The following is an 18,931-nucleotide window of genomic DNA, read 5'->3' on the forward strand; positions in this document are numbered from 1 at the left end:
TGCAGGAAATGCGGCCAGCCGGTCGACCGGCGCGATCTCCGCCAGGTCATTTGGCATGAGCGGCCGGACCATGAGCCGCTTGAACTGGATGGTTGATCTCAGATTCTTTCGGGCACGCGGAACCAATTTCGCACATCGAAGTTAGAAAGCGCCGCTTTGAGGGACTCTCGCGATGTTGCTAGCTCGGGACGATGCGATCTCCATGGCTGTTTTGGCCGGCAGAGGCGCCGACGCGGAAATCTTCGGAGTGATCGACCTCGCCAGCAAAATTGAAACCCGGATCTGCGCTATCAGCCTAGGGCGCGCCATCCAATTTGTCGCCAATGCGTCGGTGCTTGGTTACGACGTTCGCGGTGCGATGGTCCTGTACGGGGAACCAGGAACGCCAAGCTTGAGGATCTGGGACTGCGAACACCTTTGGGCGCAATACGGCGGCGCTTTGCTCGAGCCATAGGGCATGGCCATAGCTGTCGCAACGAAAATACGCGGTCCGGAGGTCGGGGCCAGTCGTTCGATCAAATAGTGCGCGATTTTCGCAACAGGCATGCCCATCGGATTGGCGTATAGTGAAGGCGATCAACCAAGATCAGTTCCCAGAGACTCTATAAATAGTCAAAGTAACAGATGAAGACGTGCCGAGATACTGCAAACTTTTTGCCGTAGTTGTGGGCACGGCGCTAACTAGTCTTCCCCTTCTGCCCGCCGATGGTCTCGGCGGCATGTCCGCTCAGACATGTCTTCCACCCCGAGCGACAACCTACTCGACGCTGGCCGCAGCCCTGCTCAACAGGCCGGGAAAACATTTCCCAGTCCCACGCAGTCTGCCCCGCGCGAACGTGTATTCCCCATAACTCAACGACCGGGATGGGGCGAAATCGGTCGCTCTGCTTGGAGACACGAGGACGAAAATCGGACATTCCGCCGGCCCACCTCGCCGAAGCGGCAATCCATCTAAAGCTGATATTGATAGCAAATGGATGATTCCACTTATTCCAGGACGGGTACGGACAAGCTGTGAAACTCTTCAAAATGGCCGGGAAAATTATGGGCCAAATAACGCACAACCTTGGAACTATCCATCAACCGGTCAAAATAGCGGCTGGCCGCGACCAGCTCCAGGCTCGCTGGCCCGCGTCGTTCCACGGCGCTTAGATACGCCAAGCAAAGCTTGGCCAACTCGGGCTCCATCTCTGCCATTTGATCTTCGGAAAGGCCGGCAATCTCCTTTCGCGGATCGGCATCCTTGGCCAGAAGGGACCGTGGCGTAAGAGCGACGAGCATTTTCACGTAGTTGAACCTGACCCGCTTCATGGCAATCATCAGCCGGGCAATCTCCACTTGCCTGACCGGAACGACCAGCCCCAGCAAGGCGAAAAGCTTTGCCGGTCCAGTGCAGTCCCGCAGCAGATTCCGGACTTCCGGGCAAACCTCGCCGGCGGGGAGCAGGGGGGCGCTCGGTACAGAGGCGGGCTGAGGCGAGCGTTGTGCGGGCGGCAAGCCTTGAACCCTCTGTGCCAATGATTTTGGCATCGTCGCAAGGCCCTCGGATGCAAGTAGGGCGCGGAACTGCCAGTCGCCCGTAATCAAAAGAACCGCCGCGGCGATACATTCCAGGCGTTTTTCCAGTTCTTCTGATTCTTCTATGAAGGCACGCTTTCGTTTGCATTCCGCGACATAGGTCTTGAGGAGCCTGGGGCCGAAACGACGCATCCTTGGCGCTTGCTGGTCGAGGGCAAAACGCCTCGCGTTTCTGCGGTCACTGTGCAGGAGCGCCTCGTAGGCGGCTTCCCGGCTCAGGCGCTTAACGTTCATAGTGCGCCCTCGACGGATACCCGCTCCGCCAACGCAACAAGCGGCTCGAGCGTGGGAAAGAGATATGAATCCAGCCGCGCCCCGTTGTCAGCATGCAATTCCCGTTTGCCAGCGATCTCACATGCGGGAGCAATCAGGTAGTCTCGAATGGTGAGGTCGCCGGGATTCATCCGGATCAGGACAAAAATGTCCGGCGTTGGCTGATGATCAGCCCTCGAGAACCAGCGCGGATAGCCAAGGCCGGAAACCCTGCAGCGTCCTACCGCGATCGCCACAGTGATCTCATGGTTGATCCGCAACAGGTCCGTCTCCGTATCATAGGTCGCAAACGCGCCACACTTTTCAAACGCCGCCATCAGATCCTGGATCGCCCCCTGCCTCATCGTTTCCAGGCGCCGGTTCACATGGATGAAGCGGCAACTCTTGGGTGGCTGGTATCCGATCAGTTCATAGGCTTTGACGATGCTTCCGAAACGCGAGTGATAGCGCGTGGACGGCGGGCAATCGGGTGCGGCGTCGACAATCGAGGCGGACAAGGCGCCGCGACGGGCCAGGAGCGCCTTGAGGGCGGCCAACATCTCCTCGTTTGTCATGTGGCGATAGATGGTCTTGAGGATAGCCTGCGCTTGGCTGAACACCTTGCGGTCCACGATCGGCTCCAAGACGTTTTCCGCCCGCACCCACTGTTCCGGGGGATTGCTGACATGACAGCCTTTGAGCCTGGTCGAGCTCCTGTTCCAAACGCTGTTGCCGATGTAGTTTTCGTTGGTCAGCAGCGAGTGCATAGACTCCCGTGTCCATGGGCGCCCGCGGTCGGTCAGCACGCTGCGCTTGTTGAGCAGTCTTGCGATCTGAAGCTCTGTCTTTCGTGTTTTGACAAAGTGATCGAAGATCCATCGCACGGTTGCGATCTCGCCGGGCGGGCCGGGCACCAGAACGATTCGATCCGTCTGCAGGCTCTTGTATTCGTGGGATGAAAGAATGCCTTTTGGGTGCCCCTGTTGGTCGACAAGTAAGCGTCGCAGGCCGAGCCCAGCCTTTGCGCCTTGGCGAAATCCCATCCGGATCAGCCTTACCTGACCCAGGAACACTTTCTGCGACAGCATGCGGCTATGCTCGGCCGCCATGCTGCGCTTGATAGCCTTGAGCACATCGGATCCGATGCTTCCGTCGTTTGCAAACTGCTCGGCGCAAAATTCGATCCGCACCCCGGCCATCTGGCACCGGTACTCATAAGCGGCGCTCTCATCGATATTCTGGAAGCGTCCCCAGCGGCTGACATCATATACAACGACCGTCTCGAAATCGGCTGTCCCGCTCTCGACATCGGCCAGCAACTGCTGAAGGCCCGGACGCCCTCCCAGCTTTAGACCACTGCGACCGACGTCCTCATAGGTGGCGACGATGTCGTAGCCCATGATATCGGCATAGTCGCGGATGGCATCCTTCTGGTTGTCGGTCGAGTAAGTCTGGTGCTCGGTCGACATGCGCAGATACTGGGCTGCGCGCACCATGCGCCTGCCCGAGGGAGCACTGCGAACCGATGCAACCTTGTCCATCGCTTTCCGTCGTCTTATCGATGTCTCAAACTAGCGCCAAGCGCACAGAGGAAAAGGGTATGCGGCACTACGTCGGGCTAGTTCATAGAGACGGCGACAGCGACTTTGGAGTGTCTTTTCCCGACTTTCCGGGCGTCGTCACTGCCGGTGCAAGCCTGGGCGAGGTGCGTGAGCTCGCTGCGCAGGCGCTGGCGTTCCATGTCGAGGGCCTTGTTGAGGATGGGGAAACAATTCCCGAGCCTTCATCGCTCAGCACGGTGACGGCTGGAGAACAGTGTTCAGTGGTCCCGATCTTGGTCCCGCTAAGAGTGAAGCAGGCCGGGCAATCGTTCCTCGGGTAAGCGCCGTCTTTCCGTTTTGGCGACCATGCTCTTCAACAGCCGGGAAACCATGACTCACTTCGTGAGCGGGCTTTGCCGCCGTTCCGCCGCAATGCGAGACCACTGCGGCCGGGTACGCCCCTGTTTCTTTTGGTCTTTGGGGCTTCAAAGGAGTTCTGGAGATGATGATCAAGAAGGTTTTCGTGGCGGTGCTGATGACCGCAGCCCTTGCCGGATGCGAGACACAAACCGAGGGTCAGCAGAGGGCCACCACGGGCGCGCTGATCGGCGGCGCCGGCGGCGCGCTGGTCGGCCAGGCCATCGGCGGCAACACCAAGAGTACGGTGATCGGCGCTGCGAGCGGCGCGCTGCTCGGCGCCGTCGTCGGCAGCGCGACCACTCCGAAGCGCCGCGGCGAGCAGCTCTGCCGCTACCAGGACCGCTACGGCCGGATTTACACCGCGCCCTGCGACGACCGCTACTATAACGGCGATTACTGATCGCCAGCCTTTTGACGGGAGGGGAGACTGGTGGTCTGGGACGCCCTTCTCCCCTCTAAATGTCATTCTTTTGTGCGCTACTCGATGTAGAAAGCGTTGGCGGCGGTGCTTGTGGCGGTCGAATTGACGACGAGCCCTGGCGCCCTGAAAACCCGATACATGCGACCGAAGCCGCGCAGCCTGAAATCTACGCACCGTCTTCGAGGATGACGAAGCTTTCTAAGCTCGGCCCTCGTCCAGAGGTGACGGTGCACCGCCAGCCGGCCGCTGACGAAGATTCGAACTTCTGTGGTATGAGACGTGCGGCCAAGTGGTTGAAAGACATGTGGCACGAGCAGGACGAACACGAGCCGCTTCAACTGGACAGCTAGTCAGGAACTTGGCGATAGCGGAAGTGATTGCGAATATGGTCGTTGAAATAGCGACCTTTGACAAACGCCGACCGTAACGCCGCGTAGGTCTCCGGCGGCACCTCCTCGAAATCGTAACGCTTGCCGCTGGCCACGAACCAGACGGACAAGATCCTGCTTGTCGGATCGTATTTGGTTTTCTCAATCGAGGTGGATGGCATGGTGGACCATCGTTGCAGATCGCTAACGATCGGCCGCGCCTTTTGTTTCGAGACCACTTTAATGCGCCCATGAAGACGGTAGCGACTTTCGATTCGGCGGCGGGCACCTTCACGCTCGAGAAAGACATATGGCGAGGAACATTTCCGATCGCTGACTTGCCGAAGTGGCTGAACTTCTATCGCCAGCAGATGCAGCGGTACCCAGCGCATGCGGCCAACTACGCGCCCGACATGGAAGCGCTTGAAGCGCTAGCCGCCGAGTTGCATGCGCGGCAATAGGCGAAGAAGAAAGTAGCCATCTGCAGCACCGGGTCCCTTCAGTCGCTCTCCGAGTTTGCAAATGCGGCGATGATTGCCTCAAGCGCTACGTTCAACGCACTGGAAAACGTGCGGCCCTTCGGAAATACAAGTCCCTTAAGCGCCATCTGGCAACCCGGCGCGGAATGACGCCCGATAAACACCGGGCGAAATGGGTTGGCGAAGGATTATCCCATGGTCGCCCCAGACGATTGGGCTGTCCGCTCAGCGCTGGCAAAATCGTTGGGAAGGAAGGCCGCTCCGGTCAAAAAGCCCACCGCGAAACTTGGCGGCCGATCAAAGAGGCTGAAGGCGGCGCCCAGGTTCAAGAGCCTGTCCTTCTCGGAACATCCCGCGCTACGCATTGTCTGCTGTTGAAGCTGATTGCCGTCGCGGTTTCTCAAACGCGACACCAGGCACACCTTCCTTTCGGGCCTTGGCAAAAGCTCGGTCGCTTTGGAGGAACTCCGACAGCATGAATGGGATGAGTTCAGCCACCGTTTCCGACTGGCCGTAGGTCTGGCGGTAAAGCGCCGCGTAGTCGTTGAGAGCTTGGCTCAAGGCCGCGCTAACGGTGATGGTGATCTTCGAAGGTGTCCTGTCGGGAAGCTTTCCTAGCTTTAGGCTGGCCATGATTATTCCTCTTCAACCCGTGTATGGCCTGAGCAAGACGTCTCTGTACAAAATCACCCGCAGCGGCCAACCAGGGCGGACCGTGATGGTGGGCTGAATATTGAGGTTCTTGTCCGTGATGCGCTGGCCAGCTTGACTGACGTTCTGCTGAGTGGATTGCCGGATCGCCTTGACCAGATCGCTTTCGTTCCTCCCGAAACTCAACTCAGTGCCGACGCCCAGCAACGTAGCTACCGCCACTCCCTTGATCAGCTGCCAGGTGTGCAAATCCACCTTGTCCTCCAGCCCCGCATAGCCGGCAGTGTCTGTCGCGGGTAGATTGTCGATTTTGATCGACGAGCCGTCCGGCATCACAATGCGTTGCCAGACCAGCAGTGCCCGTTTTTGCCCAAAAGCGACCACGCTGTCATAGGTACCGATCAGGCGTGACCCTTGTGGAATGAGCAAGGTGCTGCCGGTGACCGTGTCGTGCACATTCTCGGTGACCTGTGCGACGACAAGGCCGGGCAAATCGGAGTTGATACCCGTAATGAGGCTCGCGGCGATTACGCTACCGGCCATGAGCTGATATCGCGAAACAGGTGTCTGCAGCGCGTGTGGATTGTAGATCCCGCCCGCGTCCTTTTGGTCGATAAAATCGAGTTTGCGCTGTTGGTTGTTTTGGTCGCCCTCGGCTGGTGCAACCGAAGGCGATCCGCGTGTCGCATCGGACTGTGGAAGCGGCTCAAACGACTGCTGGGCACCTCGCCCCTTACCAGCGAGATCTGTCTGGGTAGGTCGATTATCGATGCGGAAGAGGACTTGCGATTCACGCGCCGAAATCGCCTGCTGGGCAAGGCGCTGCTCCTCGGCGGAGTTATCCTGTCCCGGCGCGATGCCGAGCTGTCGCTGGCGCTCGAGGATGGGACGGCCGAGGTCGCCCGGCAGTGGTGGCCCAAGGACCGGAGCCTTCGGCGTAACCCCAGAATAGTCCTTGGGAAGCGCGTCGATTCCTTCGGCGGTTGGCTTGCGCTCGGTGTTATAGCGGTCTTCCATCTGGCCGTTGATGCGCCAAGCTGGCCCTCGAAGTGCCACCATGGCGACGCCGAATATGGCGCTGGATCCAACAGCGGCGATAGCAATAATCACGCCGCCCCTGAAGCGTACGGCGCGTCTCGGAGAAGCGCGCAGCTGCAGTTGCTCAGGATCCAGCTTCGGCGAAGTATTAGAGCGGTGAGTATCGGTCATGAGCCCTCCCCCTCACCTGCCAAGACGCGGAAAGTGTGACATACGGGGCGATGGTTGTCGGCCGTCTGCCCGCGTGATGCGCACCACCTGCTGCTGCTTAGTGCCTAACCGAAGCTCTGCCGCGGCGAACAGGCGATCGACGATATAGAAGTTGCCGCGCATCCGGTAGTTGACGAGCTGGTTGTTCCCGTCAGCACCGACGATAAAGAGCGGCGGTGCCTCACCCTGATCGATGCGGCGCGGGAATTCGATATAGACTTTGCTGCCATCGTCGAAAGCGCGCGTCGGTCTCCAGGGCGGTGTATCGCCGGTAATCGCGTAGCGGAAGTGAATGTTCTCGAGCGCCACATTCGACGCGACCGGCATGGTCTCCTCGGCTTGAGCGTTGCGCTGGCGAACCGCGACGATCTGATCCTCGCTGTAGGTCCAGGAGATCGCCGCCATTGCGATCTTCTCGGTGCTTTGGAGCTGCAGGTGGTAGGTGCGCCGGTCCGTCGTGATGACAAGGTTGGTAATAAGCCCCGGCGCAAAGGGTTTTACCAACACATGGGTGCGCTGATTGTCACCGGTGCCGCTGACGGTGTCGCCAATGACCCAGCGCACAGTGTCGCCGGCCGACACGGCCGTCAGTTTCTCCCCCGGCTGTAGAGCGATATCGGTGACGCGCTCCGGCGCGGCATAGAGCTGATAGAGCGCGCCATCGGTGAAGGGATAGACCTGCACCGCATTGACATAGCCATACTTGGTCGGTTGCTGTGTCGCCGCCTTGTTGGCGTCGGCGACGCGTTCTTCAGGAGAGCGTTTGTCCTCGGCGACCTTGCCCGGATCGGGTTGCAACTGGCCGGGTAACGGCAAGGGTTTTGGCACTTCGACAATCTTGACCGGCTTCTCCGGCGGCTTCTCGACTGAGGCCGGCTGGAAGTCCGCATCGTCATAGGAAATCTGAGGCGGCGGCACCGGTTTCGAAGCACAGGCGGAGACAAGGGCTGCTGACGCGGACAGGACCAGCGCGGTACGGAGCGATGAGGCTTTAATTATCATTGGCGGGCTCCTTCGGGGAAACGGATGCAGGTGCTGCGCTGTCGAGCTCGCGCGACCAGTCGATGGCGTTGACGAAGACGCCGAGCGGATTGTTGCGCAGCTGGTCTGTATTGCTTGGCGGGCGGATCACGATGGTGAGGATCGCGGTCCAGCGCGTCGTGCTGGCCAGACTGCCGCGCTCAAAGACCTGCTCGGTCCATTTGACCTGGAACGAACTGTCGGAAGCCCTGACCACGCTGGTCACCTGAACCGACACGCTGCGTGTGCCGATCTGGCCGAAGGGGTCGTTCGCCTTGGCGTATTCGTTGAGAAAGAGCGCCGCGCGATCGGTGGCGAAATCGTAAGCCGCCAGCCAATTCTGCCGCACCAGCACCGGATCGGTGGAGATCGAACGGACATTCTGGATGAAGCGGCCGAGATGCCAGGCGATCTGGGCATCGGTGGGTTCGTAGTCTCGGATTGCCGGCGCGACGGCGCGGGCCTCGCCGAACCGGTCGACCTCGACAACATAAGGCACGACACGGCTTTGCATCGACTGCCAAAAAAGTCCGCCGGAGAGTCCTGTCGCCAAGGCCAGACAGCCAAGAGCCATCAGCCGCCAGTTTCTGGCCTGCACCCGAGATGAGCCGATGCGCTCGTCCCAGAGTTGGCCGGCCATCTGATACGGCGTGACCGGCTCGGGTGTCTTGCCGTAACGTTGAACGGGTCGCTTGAACAGCATCTAGTCGTCCTTGTCGTTGAGAGAGGGGTTGGCGCTGCCTCCAGGCCTGTCGCCGTCACGGACGGCCTGCATGGCGGCGTGGCGATGGGCGCGAGCTGTCTGCTCGGACCGCAGGCGCCTTGCCCAGGTCGGCGCGACATTGGGGCCGGCACCGGCAGGGCTTCCGCTCATTGATGCAGTTGGTGCACCGCCCGTGGCAGTCCACGCGGCTTCGCGACCGGCATCCGCACTGCGTCCGAACGCTCCTGTGGCAGATCGAGCTGTGCGCATCGCGGCGCCGCCGACGGCCCCTGCCAACCCCTGCATTCCGGCAGCCACACCTGACAGGCCGGAGTCAGGCGAGGTTACCCGTCCCAACTGCCACGCCGTGGAAGCGGCCGATCCCATGGTTGTGCCGGCACGGACTGCAGCGAGACCGCCGCCGGTTGCCATGCGCGCACCGGCAAACGCCGCGCCTCCGGCAACGAGCGCTGATCCCGCGGCTGCCGCCGCGGTCCCGAGCGCGGCGCCTGGGCCAAGCTGCGGAGCGCCGGAGACAAGACCCGAAGCGATGCCGGGACCAAAAATACCGAGCCCGAGCAATGCCAGTGCTCCCAGCACCTGTGACATGGCCGCGGCCAAGTCCGGTTCCTTGCCTTGCAGCGCGGATGCGAATTCGCCAAACAGCGTGGAACCGATGCCGACAATGACGGCAAGGACCATTACCTTGATGCCCGAGGAAATCACGTTGCCGAGCACGCGCTCGGCCAGAAATGCTGACCGGTTCCAGAGCGCGAAGGGGACCAGGGTAAAGCCTGCCAGCGTGGTGAGCTTGAATTCGAGGATGGTGATGAAGAGCTGGATGGAGAGAATGAAAAAGGCAATGATGACCAGGAACCAAGCCACGAGCAGTACGAAGATGGTGAGCGCGTTGCCAAAGATTTCCGGGAAGCCGAGAAGCTGGCTCGCCTGATCGAGCAGCGGCCAGGCGCCTTCAAAGCCGGTTGCGGCAATACGGCCTGGATGCAGGAGATTGTCGGCCGAGAGATTGCCGGAGGACGCGTCGATGCCTAGGTCGGTAAAGGACCGATAGATGATATCGGCGAGATTCTTGAAGTTGTTCAGGATGAAGGCGAAGACGCCGACATAAAGCACCTTGCGGATGAGCCGGCTGAAATTGTTGGGTTCGCCGCCGAGCGCCCAGGCGAGACCGGCAAGCGTGATGTCGATGCCGATCAGGATGGTGGTGAGAAAGGCGACGTCGCCCGAAAGCAGACCGAACCCGCTGTCGATATAGCGGGTAAAAGTCTCTATGAAGCGATCGATGACGCCGAGGTCATTCATGTCGCCGCCTTCCTCGTTGTCGCTATGAACTGCTGATCAGTTGCCGGGATAGGCCGTGCCGGTGCCGAGGAAACGCTTCGTCGTCTCGCGGGCGGCTTCCTCGGACTGCGCCTTGCGCGCCGCGTCCTCGGCCTCGGCCCGAAACTGTGTCGCGAGCAGCGTCTGGATTTGCATCTGCTGTTTGGTCGAAAGCGCGATCAGTTGATTGGTGGCCTGGCTTGCCTCGAGCGCACCGGCCGCCCCTTGGCTGCGGTTGACGAGATCGGCAAGCAGATCGCCATCACCGCGAACATTCTCGACGATCTGCGACTGGACCGCCATGGTCTGACGGAACGCCTGCATTGCGCTCTGCCAGCGTTCGCGCGCAGCACTCGCCACATCGCTGGCCTTGATCGTAGCGTCGTAGCTTTCCGGATATTGCTGACGCCATTGGTTCTGAAGCTTATTGAGGTTAAAGCTCAGGCCACTTGCCTGTTCCATCAACCCATCGATGCGTTGCAGCGAACCGGTGAGCTGTCCGACCGAAGAAAAATCCAGATTCTGAAGGTTGCGCGCCATGTTCTGAAGCATGGTCGCCTGGTTCTGAAGCGACTGGATCTGGTTGTTGATCTGCTCCAACGCGCGTGCCGCCGACAACACGTTCTGCGTATAGTTTGATGGATCGAACACAATCAGGGCGTAAGCCGGCCGAACGTCGTCGGCCATCGGTTTGGCGATCAGGGAAACGGTGACGAGGCTGGTGAAAAGGCGGCGTCCCATCATGACGATTGCTCCGTATCTGGTTGAGGGGATTGCTGGAGAAGCTCGGCGGCCCAGTCGAGGCCGCGCGCATTCAGGAAATGAGAGGCAAAGCTGTCCTGCCCGTGCTCGGACAGGACACTGTCGACCAGGGTCTGCGTGGCCGGATCGGAGGCGGCGCAAAGCGCCAGAGTGATGGGACCGAGCGCGAGCTCGAACAGACGGTTGCCGCGGCGCGATTGCAAATAGTATTGCCGCTTCGGCGTGGCGTGGGCGATCAGTTCGATCTGCCGCTCATTGAGACCGAAGCGCTCATAGGCCGCTCTCGCCTGCGGCTCCACCGCACGATCATTGGGAAGAAAAATGCGTTGCGGGCAACTCTCGATAATTGCCGATGCAATCGAAGAGCCCGCGATATCGGCAAGCGACTGCGTGGCGAAGATCACCGAGACGTTTTTCTTGCGCAAGACCTTCAGCCATTCGCGGATGCGGGCGGCAAAGAGCGGGTTGTCGAGATAGACCCAAGCCTCGTCGAGCATGAGCAGCGTCGGCCGACCGTCGAAACGCTCCTCGAGGCGATGGAAAAGATAGGTGAGAACCGGCAGTACAGCGCCCTGGCTGTGCATCAGTTCCTCGGTCTCGAAGCACTGCACATCCGACAAGGCCAGCCGATCGTCATCGGCATCGAGCAGCCGGCCGAAGGGACCGTCGAGCGTATAGGGCATCAACGCGGATTTCAGCGCATTGGACTGGAGCAGGACCGACAGACCAGTCAGCGTGCGTTCCTGGGCCGGCGCGGTGGCTAGGCTGGTGAGTGCCGACCAAATCGCCTCTTTCACCTCCGGCGTGACGGTGACATTCTCATGGGCGATGAGACCTGCGATCCATTCGGCCGCCCAACCCCGTGCCGCCTGATCCTCGATGTTGCGCAGCGGCTGGAAGGCAAGCGCACCGTCCGCGCCGAGCGCGTGGTGCTCTCCACCCATGGCGAGTGTCGCCGCGCGCGCCGACTTGCCCTTGTCGAAGACGTAGACCTGCGCGCCGACATAGCGCCGGAACTGCAAGGCGATCAGCGCAAGCAGCACAGACTTGCCGGCGCCGGTCGGTCCAACGATCAGCATGTGACCGACATCGTCGACGTGCGTGGAAAGCCGGAAAGGTGTCGACCCGCTGGTTTCAGCGAACAGAAGCGGCGGGGCTTCGGCGCGGGTGACTTTGGCCAGATGTTCGTTCTCCGCCGGGCCGGCCCACACCGAGGACAGCGGCATGAGATGGGCGAGGTTCAATGTGTGAACGAGCGGCTGGCGAACATTGGCATAGACATGGCCGGGCAATGAGCCGAGCCATGCCTCCACCGCGTTGACGCTCTCACGGATCGTGGTGAAGCCGAGCCCGTTGACGATGCGCTCGACAGAGCGAAGTTTCTCCGCGGCGGCTTGGCGATCCTCGTCCCATACTGTCACGGTCGTGGTGAGATAGCCGAAGCCGACATGATCCCCGCCCAATGCCTGAAGTGCTTCATCGGCATCGAGCGCCTTGTTGTCGGCGTCGCTGTCGACGAGCGGCACCGGCTCGTTCGTCACAACCTCGCGCAGGATCGCGACGATCGACTTGCGCTTGGCAAACCACTGCCGGCGCAAGCGCGTCAGCGTCTTTGTGGCTTCCGTCTTGTCGAGCGGAATGAAGCGCGTCATCCAGCGATAGGCGAAATCTTGATGATTGAGGGCGTCGAGGATTCCGGGCCGGGTGAGGTTCGGAAAACCAAGGATGGTGAGGGTACGCAGATGCTGCTCACCCAGCATCGGCTCCAAGCCGCCGGTAAGTGGAGCATCGACCAGGACGCCGTCGAGATAGATCGGCGTTTCTGGAACGGCGACGGAATAGCGGCGGGTTGAAATTGTGCCGTGCAGATAAGTCAGCGTTTCGGCATCGTCGAGCACGCGCACTTCAGGCATGAAGCCCGACAGAAGATCCAGGACACGGTCGGTCTCGTCACCGAACCGCGCCAGCTCCTGGCGCCAGTCTCGCTCGCCGTCCGAATGATGAGAGTCGACAAGCGCGCTTTCTGCCCGCGCCTGGCTGTCCGGCGGCGGCATGAACAGCAAGGTCAGATGATAGCGACTCTCAAAATGCGCAACCTTGCCCTCGAAGGCCGCACGCCGTTCTTCGTCGACCAGCCATGAGGCGGCATCGGGAAAACGTGATTGCGGATAGCCAAGCGCTTCGACGCGCTCCGCCTCGAAGAAGAGTGCCCAGCCGGAGCCAAGGCGTCTAAGCGCGTTGTTGGCCCGGGCGCAGATGCCGACGAGCTCGGCTTCCGTTGCGCTTTCGAGATCCGGACCGCGGAACCGCAACGTCCGCTGAAAGCTGCCGTCTTTGTTGAGCACGATGCCAGGCGCGACGAGTGCTGCCCAAGGCAGATGATCGGCAAGCCGGTCGGCCTTGCCGCGATATTCTGAAAGGTTCAGCATGCAAGCCATCCCTTCAGACGAAGATGACGAACAAGCACGGCGGCGAAGTCAGGATCGCGTCTTGCGGCAAAGACTGCGAGTGTGTGGCCAGCGATCCAAAGCACCAGTCCGGCGATCCACTGCTGCAAGCCAAGCCCGATTGCCGCGGCCACCGTACCGTTGAGGATCGCCACCGCTCTCGGCGCACCGCCGAGCAGGATCGGCTCGGTCAGTGCCCGGTGGACGGGAACTTCGAAGCCCTCGATATGCTGCTCGCCCGCGACCATCAGACGAGTGCCCCGCCGCCAAACGAGAAGAACGAGAGAAAGAAGCTCGATGCCGCAAAGGCGATCGATAGGCCGAAGACGATCTGGATCAGCCGGCGAAACCCGCCTGCAGTGTCCCCGAAGGCAAGCGTCAAGCCGGTGGTGATGATGATGATCACTGCGACGATCTTGGCGACCGGCCCCTGCACCGACTCCAGAATCTGCTGCAGCGGCTGTTCCCACGGCATGCCGGAGCCCGCCGCGTAAGCTGGGGCCGTGATAAGAAATGCGAGCGCGGTGGACGAAAGAAAGCGAAGCTTCTTACGCATGAGGAGGCCTTTCAGAGCTGCTGGAGTTGCGGGAGTGTGAGCGGGGTGAGGGCGTAGTCGCCGCTCCCGTCGAGACCGGTGACCTCGGCGATCGCGTCGATGCTGCGCGAGGATCCACGCCCGGCGATGAAGACAATCAAGTCGACCGCGTCGGCGATCAAACGGCGGGGAACCGTGACGACAGCTTCCTGGGCGAGTTGCTCGATGCGGTAGAGAGCGGAGCGTGCCGAATTGGCATGGACCGTCGCGATACCGCCGGGGTGCCCGGTGTTCCACGCCTTCAGCATGTCGAGAGCTTCCGCGCCCCTCACCTCGCCGACGATGATGCGGTCGGGCCGAAGCCGGAGCGTCGAACGTACGAGATCGGCAAGTGTGACCGAGCCCCGCCTGGTTCTCAGGGCGACGGAGTCCTTTGCCGCGCATTGCAGTTCGCGCGTGTCTTCGATGAGGATCACCCGCTCGTCGCATTCAGCGACTTCCGCCAAGAGCGCATTGGCCAGCGTCGTCTTGCCCGACGACGTGCCACCAGCGACCAGAATGTTACGTCGCTCGCGTACCGCGCTCCTCAGCGCATCAGCCTGGAGTGGCAACATGATGCGATCGGCCACATAGTTGGCCAGCGTGTAGAGTTTTGCCGCCGGCTTGCGGATGGCAAAGCATGGCGCCAGCACGACTGGCGGTAACAGCCCCTCGAAGCGCTCGCCCGACGGCAGTTCGGCGCTAACGATCGGGTTGTCGGCATGCGCCTCGGCGCGCACGTGGGAGGCGACGAGGCGGATGATGCGTTCCGCCTCGGATGGGTGCATGTGCACGCCAGTTTCGACGCGGCCTTCTCCGAGACGGTCGAGCCGCAACGCGCCATCAGGATTGACCATCACCTCAATGACCAATGGATCGGCAAGCGCCTCGGTGATCGCCGGGCCCATGGCGGTGCGCAGCATCGCACGCCGGCGATGGTCGGCTTCGGGGTGAGAGCTCATGCTTCGCCTCCCACGCCTTTGTCTTTGACAAGCGAGCGCTTACCCGAAGCGATCTGCCGGCCGACCTGCTCGACGAATTTGTCGAAACGTTCTTGAGCGATGGCCTGCGTTGCCCGATCGGGAACCGGCGTGTGGGCATGAAGCGTGATCGAAAAGCGTATGAAGAGCGCCAGGCTCTCCAGGATCATCTCGGCATCGCGCCTGACATGAGCGAGGTCGCGGGAAAGACGGTCAAGCCTTACGCCATAGCGCCGATCGAGCTCGTTCTCTCCGCGCCGCTCAATAAACGCCTCAACCGCCTTCGCCACCACCGCGGATTTGGTGGTCGAGGGATCGCGGCTGAGATTGTCCAGTTTCTCACTGAGCTCAGGCTCGAGCAGAAACTGATGGCGAATGCGGTGGGGCTTCATGGGGCTTGTTCTCGACAGGCCGGCATTGCGCCGGCGACGAGAACAAGCATGAGGCAGCCGACCGAAATGGCTTATGGTCGTTATCTACGCTTAGATACGCTTTGACTTTAGGCGGCGTTCAGAAGCCGGGCACTATGTCCTTGTCGTCGCCCCTACCCTCGTTGATGCCGTAGGCGCGTGCCGCGGTGGAAATTCGGTCTAAGACACGCTTGTCGGCGAGTGCTTCGCTATCATCGTCGACGGGCTTCAACAGATCTTCCTGGTCGGGCTCGTGGGCGACGACGGCCTGTTCTTCCGGCAAACCAGGATGACGCTGCTGCTGAACGCCGCCCTCGTCGTCAGTTGCCGCTCCGACACTTTCGTCGTCGACAGCTAGACGGCAGTCGACGCTGCGCAGCTGTCCAGTCCAATCGTCCGGACGCGCGACAGGGCAGTCCACGTATGGACCGTCGTGCAGGACCGGCGAAGGCAGTACCCGCTCGGTGAAATTCTGATCCTCGTAATAGCGCAGCTTCTTCGCACGGATCGGCGGCAACCCAGAAACCAACACCAGTTCGTCTGATGGCGGCAGCTGCATCACCTCGCCTGGCGTCAGCAGCGGGCGAGCGGTCTCCTGGCGGCTGACCATGACATGCGAAAGCCAGGGCGCCAGCCGATGGCCGGCATAGTTGCGCATGGATCTGAGTTCCGTGGCAGTGCCAAGCGCATCAGAGATACGTTTGGCCGTGCGCTCGTCATTGGATGAGAAGGCAATGCGCACGTGGCAGTTGTCGAGAATGGCGTTGTTCTCGCCATACGCTTTCGAGATTTGGTTCAAGGATTGCGCGATCAGGTAGGCGCGAATGCCGTATCCCGCCATGAAGGCGAGCGCAGTCTCGAAAAAGTCCAGCCGACCGAGCGCCGGAAATTCGTCGAGCATCATGAGCAGTTGATGCCTGCGGCTCTTCTTTGGATCGCCCTCGAGGCGCTCAGTGAGCCGCCGGCCGATTTGATTCAGCACCAGTCGCACCAGCGGTTTGGTGCGCGAGATGTCTGACGGCGGCACAACCAGGTAGAGCGACACAGGTCGCTGGGCATCCATGAGGTCAGCAATACGCCAGTCGCAGACCGACGTTGCCGCGGCCACGGTTGGATCGCGATAGAGACCGAGAAAGGACATAGCGGTCGAGAGAACACCCGAACGCTCGTTCTCAGACTTGTTTAGCACCTCTCGCGCCGCGGAAGCCACGACGGGATGGACCAGAGGCTTGTTTGCGGCTCCAAGATGGTTCGTCGTCATCATGCGCTGCAGTGTTGCGGCAAAAGAACGTTGCGGATCCGATAGAAAGTTGGCGACGCGTGCGAGCGTCTTTTCCTCCTCGGCGTAGAGCACATGGAGGATGGCGCCGACCAAGAGTGAATGACTAGTCTTTTCCCAATGATTTCGCCGTTCCAGGGCGCCTTCCGGATCGACCAAGATGTCGGCGATGTTCTGGACATCGCGAACCTCGTCCGAGCCCTTGCGGACTTCCAGCAATGGATTATAGCGCGCCGATCGTGGATCGGTCGGATTGAACAAAAGACAGTGTGAGAACTTCGATCGCCACCCGGAGGTCAGCTGCCAATTCTCGCCTTTGATGTCATGAATGACAGCTGAACCAGTCCAGGAAAGGAGCGTTGGGACAACCAGGCCAACGCCCTTGCCTGAACGTGTCGGGGCAAAGGCCATGACGTGTTCCGGGCCACTATGGCGCAGATATCGGTCCTCCAGCTTGCCGAGGAAAGCGCCGGCCGGTCGAAATAGCCCTGCCTTCGCAATCTCCTGCGTCTTGGCCCACCGTGAAGAGCCATAAGTGGTGACCAGCCCGCGCTGTCGTGCGCGCCAGAGCGAACCGGCGATTGCGGCCGCACAGCCCAAGAACCCGCTGGCACCGGCAAGCGCACCTGCCTGGTCAAAGACCTCGGGCGCGTAGGCGTCGAAATGGAACCACCATTCGAACAGTCGCCATGGCTTGTAAATCGGCCAGCCAGCCGCCACGAACCATGGCGTTCCAAGTTGCACTTGATAGTCCAGCGTGTGGGCGCACCATTGGGTCGCGGTCCACATGCCAAGAATGACAATGGCAAATACGAGAGCAATCTGGCCGACGAGTAGTTTCGTAGGCGTCATGGGCTTTCTCCGTTTGGAAAACGGATCAAGCATCGCGCCTGACAACGGCAACTGGAATGCTCCTCACGTACGATCGAGCCCAATGGAAGAGGACACTGACGCTGGATCCGTTGCGTGGCCCTGAGTTCGTTGTCGTAAGTGACCCCTTTTTCGAACAGTTCAGAGCGCCTCATCCTGAACGACGCCTCTCGTTCGATCGCCGCCTTCGCCGTCGCCCTCCCCGACCAAGCCGATGTATCCCCGGCCAAATTCTTCAACTTCGACAGCAGGCCGGCGTCTTCGAGCGCCTCGAGTCCGGCAGCTGGCGCGGCGTGTCGAGCCCGAACTGCGATAGACAAGTTCTCGTCGTCACATAGGTGTAACGCGCGCCCGGCTGCGGACTGCGCGGCCCGGCGGCGATCAGATCCTGCGCGCAACACGCCGATCAGGTCTTGCGTACCTTCTTGCCGAAGAAGCACGACGCTGGGGTGATCGGCTGGAAAGCACATCAGCCGAGAGCCACGGGCGACAGCTCTTTTCTGCCCTGCCCCGCGGCCGAGCCGAACGCACCCTGAAATGACGTCGGCAAAGACCTTTTTGCTCCGGTGCAGCTAGACGCGCGATCTTTCGTCGACTCGTCTTGCTAACGCGCGGCCGAACACAGGTGTCTGTCGGGCATACCGGCATCGGTAAGCTGGGCTGCGCCGAGTGGTCGGAACCGGCTTGTCCATGCGTTCCGTGCGGTACACTGGAGACGGCGAGGGCGATTCACTCGAGCCTTAAAGACCCGATTGACGCGGATCTAGTGACCCTTTGTCCGCCATCCAGAGGCGCACGTCCTGGATTGACCGCATAAGCACGGATGGGTTGTCACGCGAAGCGATGAAGCCCCAGCTCTGCCAGTAGCGCTCCGCTTCGGCGTCAATCGCCCGGACAACGACTGCGCGGCCGCCGACGATATCGGCCCCGGCGAGGCAGCGCTGCAGGGCATCCTTCACGAGTCCGCTGCCGATGCCCTGCCCAGCATAGCGATGATCGACGGCAAGCTGTCCAATCAGGAGGCAGGGGATGGGGTCAGGTGGCCGCCCGGTGCGGATCGCCCGAGGCGCGCTGTTCGGCTGGATCACGCCTGGCGCAAGACCATAATACCCGACAACGTCCCCGTCCTCGTGAACGACCAGAACACGGGTGAAACCTCGCTGCTGGTTGGTACGGGCAAAGCCGGAGAGCCACGCGTTCAGCGCCGGCTTGCCGCAGTCGAAAGCGTCAAGCCGATGCGTGTTGCCGAGCAGTTCAATGCCGGAAAGCGCCACCTAGCGTTTCCAGGGTGCTGCCCGTCGCAGCCGTTCGGCCACCTTCGGCGGCGGAGCGGCCGCCGGGGCGGAAATTGCCTGCATGAAGGCGTCATAGGCGTCGGGCGAGAGGCGGATGACGGTCTCGTTGAGGATCGCCGCCTGCGCCTCGTGCAATGCGGCGCGACGCATGAATTCGGTGCGTGACAAGCCGAGCAGTTCCGCGCCACGATCAATGATCGTCAGATCATCGTCGCGGAATCGCATCGAGACAGGTGTTTCCTTTCTCGGGGCTGTGGTGGCCATGTCGCGCTCCTATGCTGCAACTGTATAT

General features: G+C 61.1%; 19 protein-coding genes and 2 pseudogenes. 4 read left to right on the forward strand and 17 right to left on the reverse strand.

The window, feature by feature from the left end:
- Positions 1-202 precede the first annotated feature (202 nt).
- The gene (locus P9236_RS11545; RefSeq protein ID WP_278074747.1) at positions 203-454 is read left to right on the forward strand and encodes a hypothetical protein; all 252 of its coding nucleotides are present in this window, start codon (positions 203-205) and stop codon (positions 452-454) included.
- A gap of 533 nt (positions 455-987) precedes the next feature.
- On the opposite strand, the gene P9236_RS11550 is transcribed toward P9236_RS11545, so the two are convergent.
- Both P9236_RS11550 and P9236_RS11555 read right to left on the reverse strand, forming a co-directional pair.
- Entirely contained in the window at positions 988-1,812 is an 825-nt protein-coding gene (locus P9236_RS11550; RefSeq protein WP_278074748.1) for a plasmid partitioning protein RepB C-terminal domain-containing protein, read from the reverse strand.
- Positions 1,809-3,371, reverse strand: coding sequence for a recombinase family protein (locus P9236_RS11555; RefSeq protein ID WP_278074749.1), 1,563 nt, complete (start codon positions 3,369-3,371; stop codon positions 1,809-1,811). Before P9236_RS11555 ends, P9236_RS11550 begins: the two co-directional genes overlap by 4 nt.
- 59 nt (positions 3,372-3,430) lie before the next feature.
- On the opposite strand from P9236_RS11555, the pseudogene P9236_RS11560 reads away from it, so the two are divergent.
- A pseudogene (locus tag P9236_RS11560) lies at positions 3,431-3,631 on the forward strand (type II toxin-antitoxin system HicB family antitoxin); the annotation flags it as partial.
- Between the two features lie 242 nt (positions 3,632-3,873).
- Positions 3,874-4,191, forward strand: coding sequence for a YMGG-like glycine zipper-containing protein (locus tag P9236_RS11565; RefSeq protein WP_278074750.1), 318 nt, complete (start codon positions 3,874-3,876; stop codon positions 4,189-4,191).
- Positions 4,192-4,558: 367 nt separating this feature from the next.
- Here P9236_RS11565 and P9236_RS11570 read toward each other — a convergent pair whose 3' ends face one another.
- Positions 4,559-4,972 (reverse strand): KTSC domain-containing protein, encoded by a 414-nt coding sequence (locus tag P9236_RS11570; protein ID WP_278074751.1) that lies wholly within the window; start codon positions 4,970-4,972, stop codon positions 4,559-4,561.
- 191 nt (positions 4,973-5,163) lie between these two features.
- Here P9236_RS11570 and P9236_RS11575 point away from each other — a divergent pair.
- Positions 5,164-5,437, forward strand: a pseudogene (locus P9236_RS11575) (MucR family transcriptional regulator); the annotation flags it as partial.
- Here P9236_RS11575 and P9236_RS11580 read toward each other — a convergent pair.
- The 14 genes from P9236_RS11580 to P9236_RS11650 all read right to left on the reverse strand — a co-directional run bounded on the left by P9236_RS11580 (position 5,417) and on the right by P9236_RS11650 (position 18,903).
- Positions 5,417-5,692, reverse strand: coding sequence for a DUF2274 domain-containing protein (locus P9236_RS11580; RefSeq protein ID WP_278074752.1), 276 nt, complete (start codon positions 5,690-5,692; stop codon positions 5,417-5,419). The pseudogene P9236_RS11575 and the gene P9236_RS11580 sit on opposite strands and share 21 nt — an antisense overlap.
- Positions 5,693-5,704: 12 nt before the next feature.
- Positions 5,705-6,919 (reverse strand): TrbI/VirB10 family protein, encoded by a 1,215-nt coding sequence (locus P9236_RS11585; RefSeq protein ID WP_278074753.1) that lies wholly within the window; start codon positions 6,917-6,919, stop codon positions 5,705-5,707.
- Positions 6,920-6,931: 12 nt separating this feature from the next.
- On the reverse strand, positions 6,932-7,960 hold the full coding sequence (gene trbG, locus P9236_RS11590; RefSeq protein ID WP_278074754.1) for a P-type conjugative transfer protein TrbG: 1,029 nt from the start codon (positions 7,958-7,960) through the stop codon (positions 6,932-6,934).
- Complete coding sequence (trbF, locus tag P9236_RS11595) at positions 7,950-8,681, reverse strand: conjugal transfer protein TrbF (protein ID WP_278074755.1); 732 nt, start codon at positions 8,679-8,681, stop codon at positions 7,950-7,952. The genes trbG and trbF overlap by 11 nt, the downstream gene beginning before the upstream one ends.
- Positions 8,682-10,004: a P-type conjugative transfer protein TrbL gene (gene trbL, locus P9236_RS11600; protein ID WP_278074756.1), complete on the reverse strand. Its 1,323-nt coding sequence runs from the start codon at positions 10,002-10,004 to the stop codon at positions 8,682-8,684. It lies immediately after the preceding gene.
- 36 nt (positions 10,005-10,040) lie between these two features.
- A complete protein-coding gene (gene trbJ / locus P9236_RS11605) occupies positions 10,041-10,766 on the reverse strand; it encodes a P-type conjugative transfer protein TrbJ (protein WP_278074757.1) in 726 nt (241 codons plus the stop codon).
- Complete coding sequence (trbE, locus tag P9236_RS11610; protein WP_278074758.1) at positions 10,763-13,213, reverse strand: conjugal transfer protein TrbE; 2,451 nt, start codon at positions 13,211-13,213, stop codon at positions 10,763-10,765. Before trbE ends, trbJ begins: the two co-directional genes overlap by 4 nt.
- Entirely contained in the window at positions 13,207-13,479 is a 273-nt protein-coding gene (locus tag P9236_RS11615) for a VirB3 family type IV secretion system protein (RefSeq protein ID WP_192385151.1), read from the reverse strand. The genes trbE and P9236_RS11615 overlap by 7 nt, the downstream gene beginning before the upstream one ends.
- Complete coding sequence (locus P9236_RS11620; RefSeq protein WP_192385150.1) at positions 13,479-13,787, reverse strand: TrbC/VirB2 family protein; 309 nt, start codon at positions 13,785-13,787, stop codon at positions 13,479-13,481. The genes P9236_RS11615 and P9236_RS11620 overlap by 1 nt, the downstream gene beginning before the upstream one ends.
- A gap of 11 nt (positions 13,788-13,798) precedes the next feature.
- A complete protein-coding gene (trbB, locus tag P9236_RS11625) occupies positions 13,799-14,767 on the reverse strand; it encodes a P-type conjugative transfer ATPase TrbB (RefSeq protein WP_278074759.1) in 969 nt (322 codons plus the stop codon).
- Complete coding sequence (locus P9236_RS11630; protein WP_278074760.1) at positions 14,764-15,177, reverse strand: CopG family transcriptional regulator; 414 nt, start codon at positions 15,175-15,177, stop codon at positions 14,764-14,766. Before P9236_RS11630 ends, trbB begins: the two co-directional genes overlap by 4 nt.
- Positions 15,178-15,295: 118 nt before the next feature.
- Positions 15,296-17,326 (reverse strand): conjugal transfer protein TraG, encoded by a 2,031-nt coding sequence (locus P9236_RS11635; protein WP_278074761.1) that lies wholly within the window; start codon positions 17,324-17,326, stop codon positions 15,296-15,298.
- Between the two features lie 758 nt (positions 17,327-18,084).
- The gene (locus P9236_RS11645) at positions 18,085-18,618 is read right to left on the reverse strand and encodes a GNAT family N-acetyltransferase (protein ID WP_278074762.1); all 534 of its coding nucleotides are present in this window, start codon (positions 18,616-18,618) and stop codon (positions 18,085-18,087) included.
- Positions 18,619-18,903 carry a DUF1778 domain-containing protein gene (locus tag P9236_RS11650; RefSeq protein ID WP_278074763.1) on the reverse strand — a complete coding sequence of 95 codons (285 nt, stop codon included), beginning with the start codon at positions 18,901-18,903 and terminating at the stop codon, positions 18,619-18,621.
- Positions 18,904-18,931 lie beyond the last annotated feature (28 nt).

It is taken from the genome of Mesorhizobium sp. WSM4884, assembly GCF_029625675.1.
In the GTDB taxonomy this organism is placed as follows: domain Bacteria; phylum Pseudomonadota; class Alphaproteobacteria; order Rhizobiales; family Rhizobiaceae; genus Mesorhizobium.

What these genes read in the sequence shown, in the direction of transcription:
- P9236_RS11545 (WP_278074747.1), top strand. Translation starts at nt 203, where the DNA reads ATGGCTGTTTTGGCCGGCAGAGGCGCCGACGCGGAAATCTTCGGAGTG.
- P9236_RS11550 (WP_278074748.1), bottom strand. Translation starts at nt 1,812, where the DNA reads ATGAACGTTAAGCGCCTGAGCCGGGAAGCCGCCTACGAGGCGCTCCTG.
- P9236_RS11555 (WP_278074749.1), bottom strand. Translation starts at nt 3,371, where the DNA reads ATGGACAAGGTTGCATCGGTTCGCAGTGCTCCCTCGGGCAGGCGCATG.
- P9236_RS11565 (WP_278074750.1), top strand. Translation starts at nt 3,874, where the DNA reads ATGATGATCAAGAAGGTTTTCGTGGCGGTGCTGATGACCGCAGCCCTT.
- P9236_RS11570 (WP_278074751.1), bottom strand. Translation starts at nt 4,972, where the DNA reads ATGCGCTGGGTACCGCTGCATCTGCTGGCGATAGAAGTTCAGCCACTT.
- P9236_RS11580 (WP_278074752.1), bottom strand. Translation starts at nt 5,692, where the DNA reads ATGGCCAGCCTAAAGCTAGGAAAGCTTCCCGACAGGACACCTTCGAAG.
- P9236_RS11585 (WP_278074753.1), bottom strand. Translation starts at nt 6,919, where the DNA reads ATGACCGATACTCACCGCTCTAATACTTCGCCGAAGCTGGATCCTGAG.
- trbG (WP_278074754.1), bottom strand. Translation starts at nt 7,960, where the DNA reads ATGATAATTAAAGCCTCATCGCTCCGTACCGCGCTGGTCCTGTCCGCG.
- trbF (WP_278074755.1), bottom strand. Translation starts at nt 8,681, where the DNA reads ATGCTGTTCAAGCGACCCGTTCAACGTTACGGCAAGACACCCGAGCCG.
- trbL (WP_278074756.1), bottom strand. Translation starts at nt 10,004, where the DNA reads ATGAATGACCTCGGCGTCATCGATCGCTTCATAGAGACTTTTACCCGC.
- trbJ (WP_278074757.1), bottom strand. Translation starts at nt 10,766, where the DNA reads ATGATGGGACGCCGCCTTTTCACCAGCCTCGTCACCGTTTCCCTGATC.
- trbE (WP_278074758.1), bottom strand. Translation starts at nt 13,213, where the DNA reads ATGCTGAACCTTTCAGAATATCGCGGCAAGGCCGACCGGCTTGCCGAT.
- P9236_RS11615 (WP_192385151.1), bottom strand. Translation starts at nt 13,479, where the DNA reads ATGGTCGCGGGCGAGCAGCATATCGAGGGCTTCGAAGTTCCCGTCCAC.
- P9236_RS11620 (WP_192385150.1), bottom strand. Translation starts at nt 13,787, where the DNA reads ATGCGTAAGAAGCTTCGCTTTCTTTCGTCCACCGCGCTCGCATTTCTT.
- trbB (WP_278074759.1), bottom strand. Translation starts at nt 14,767, where the DNA reads ATGAGCTCTCACCCCGAAGCCGACCATCGCCGGCGTGCGATGCTGCGC.
- P9236_RS11630 (WP_278074760.1), bottom strand. Translation starts at nt 15,177, where the DNA reads ATGAAGCCCCACCGCATTCGCCATCAGTTTCTGCTCGAGCCTGAGCTC.
- P9236_RS11635 (WP_278074761.1), bottom strand. Translation starts at nt 17,326, where the DNA reads ATGACGCCTACGAAACTACTCGTCGGCCAGATTGCTCTCGTATTTGCC.
- P9236_RS11650 (WP_278074763.1), bottom strand. Translation starts at nt 18,903, where the DNA reads ATGGCCACCACAGCCCCGAGAAAGGAAACACCTGTCTCGATGCGATTC.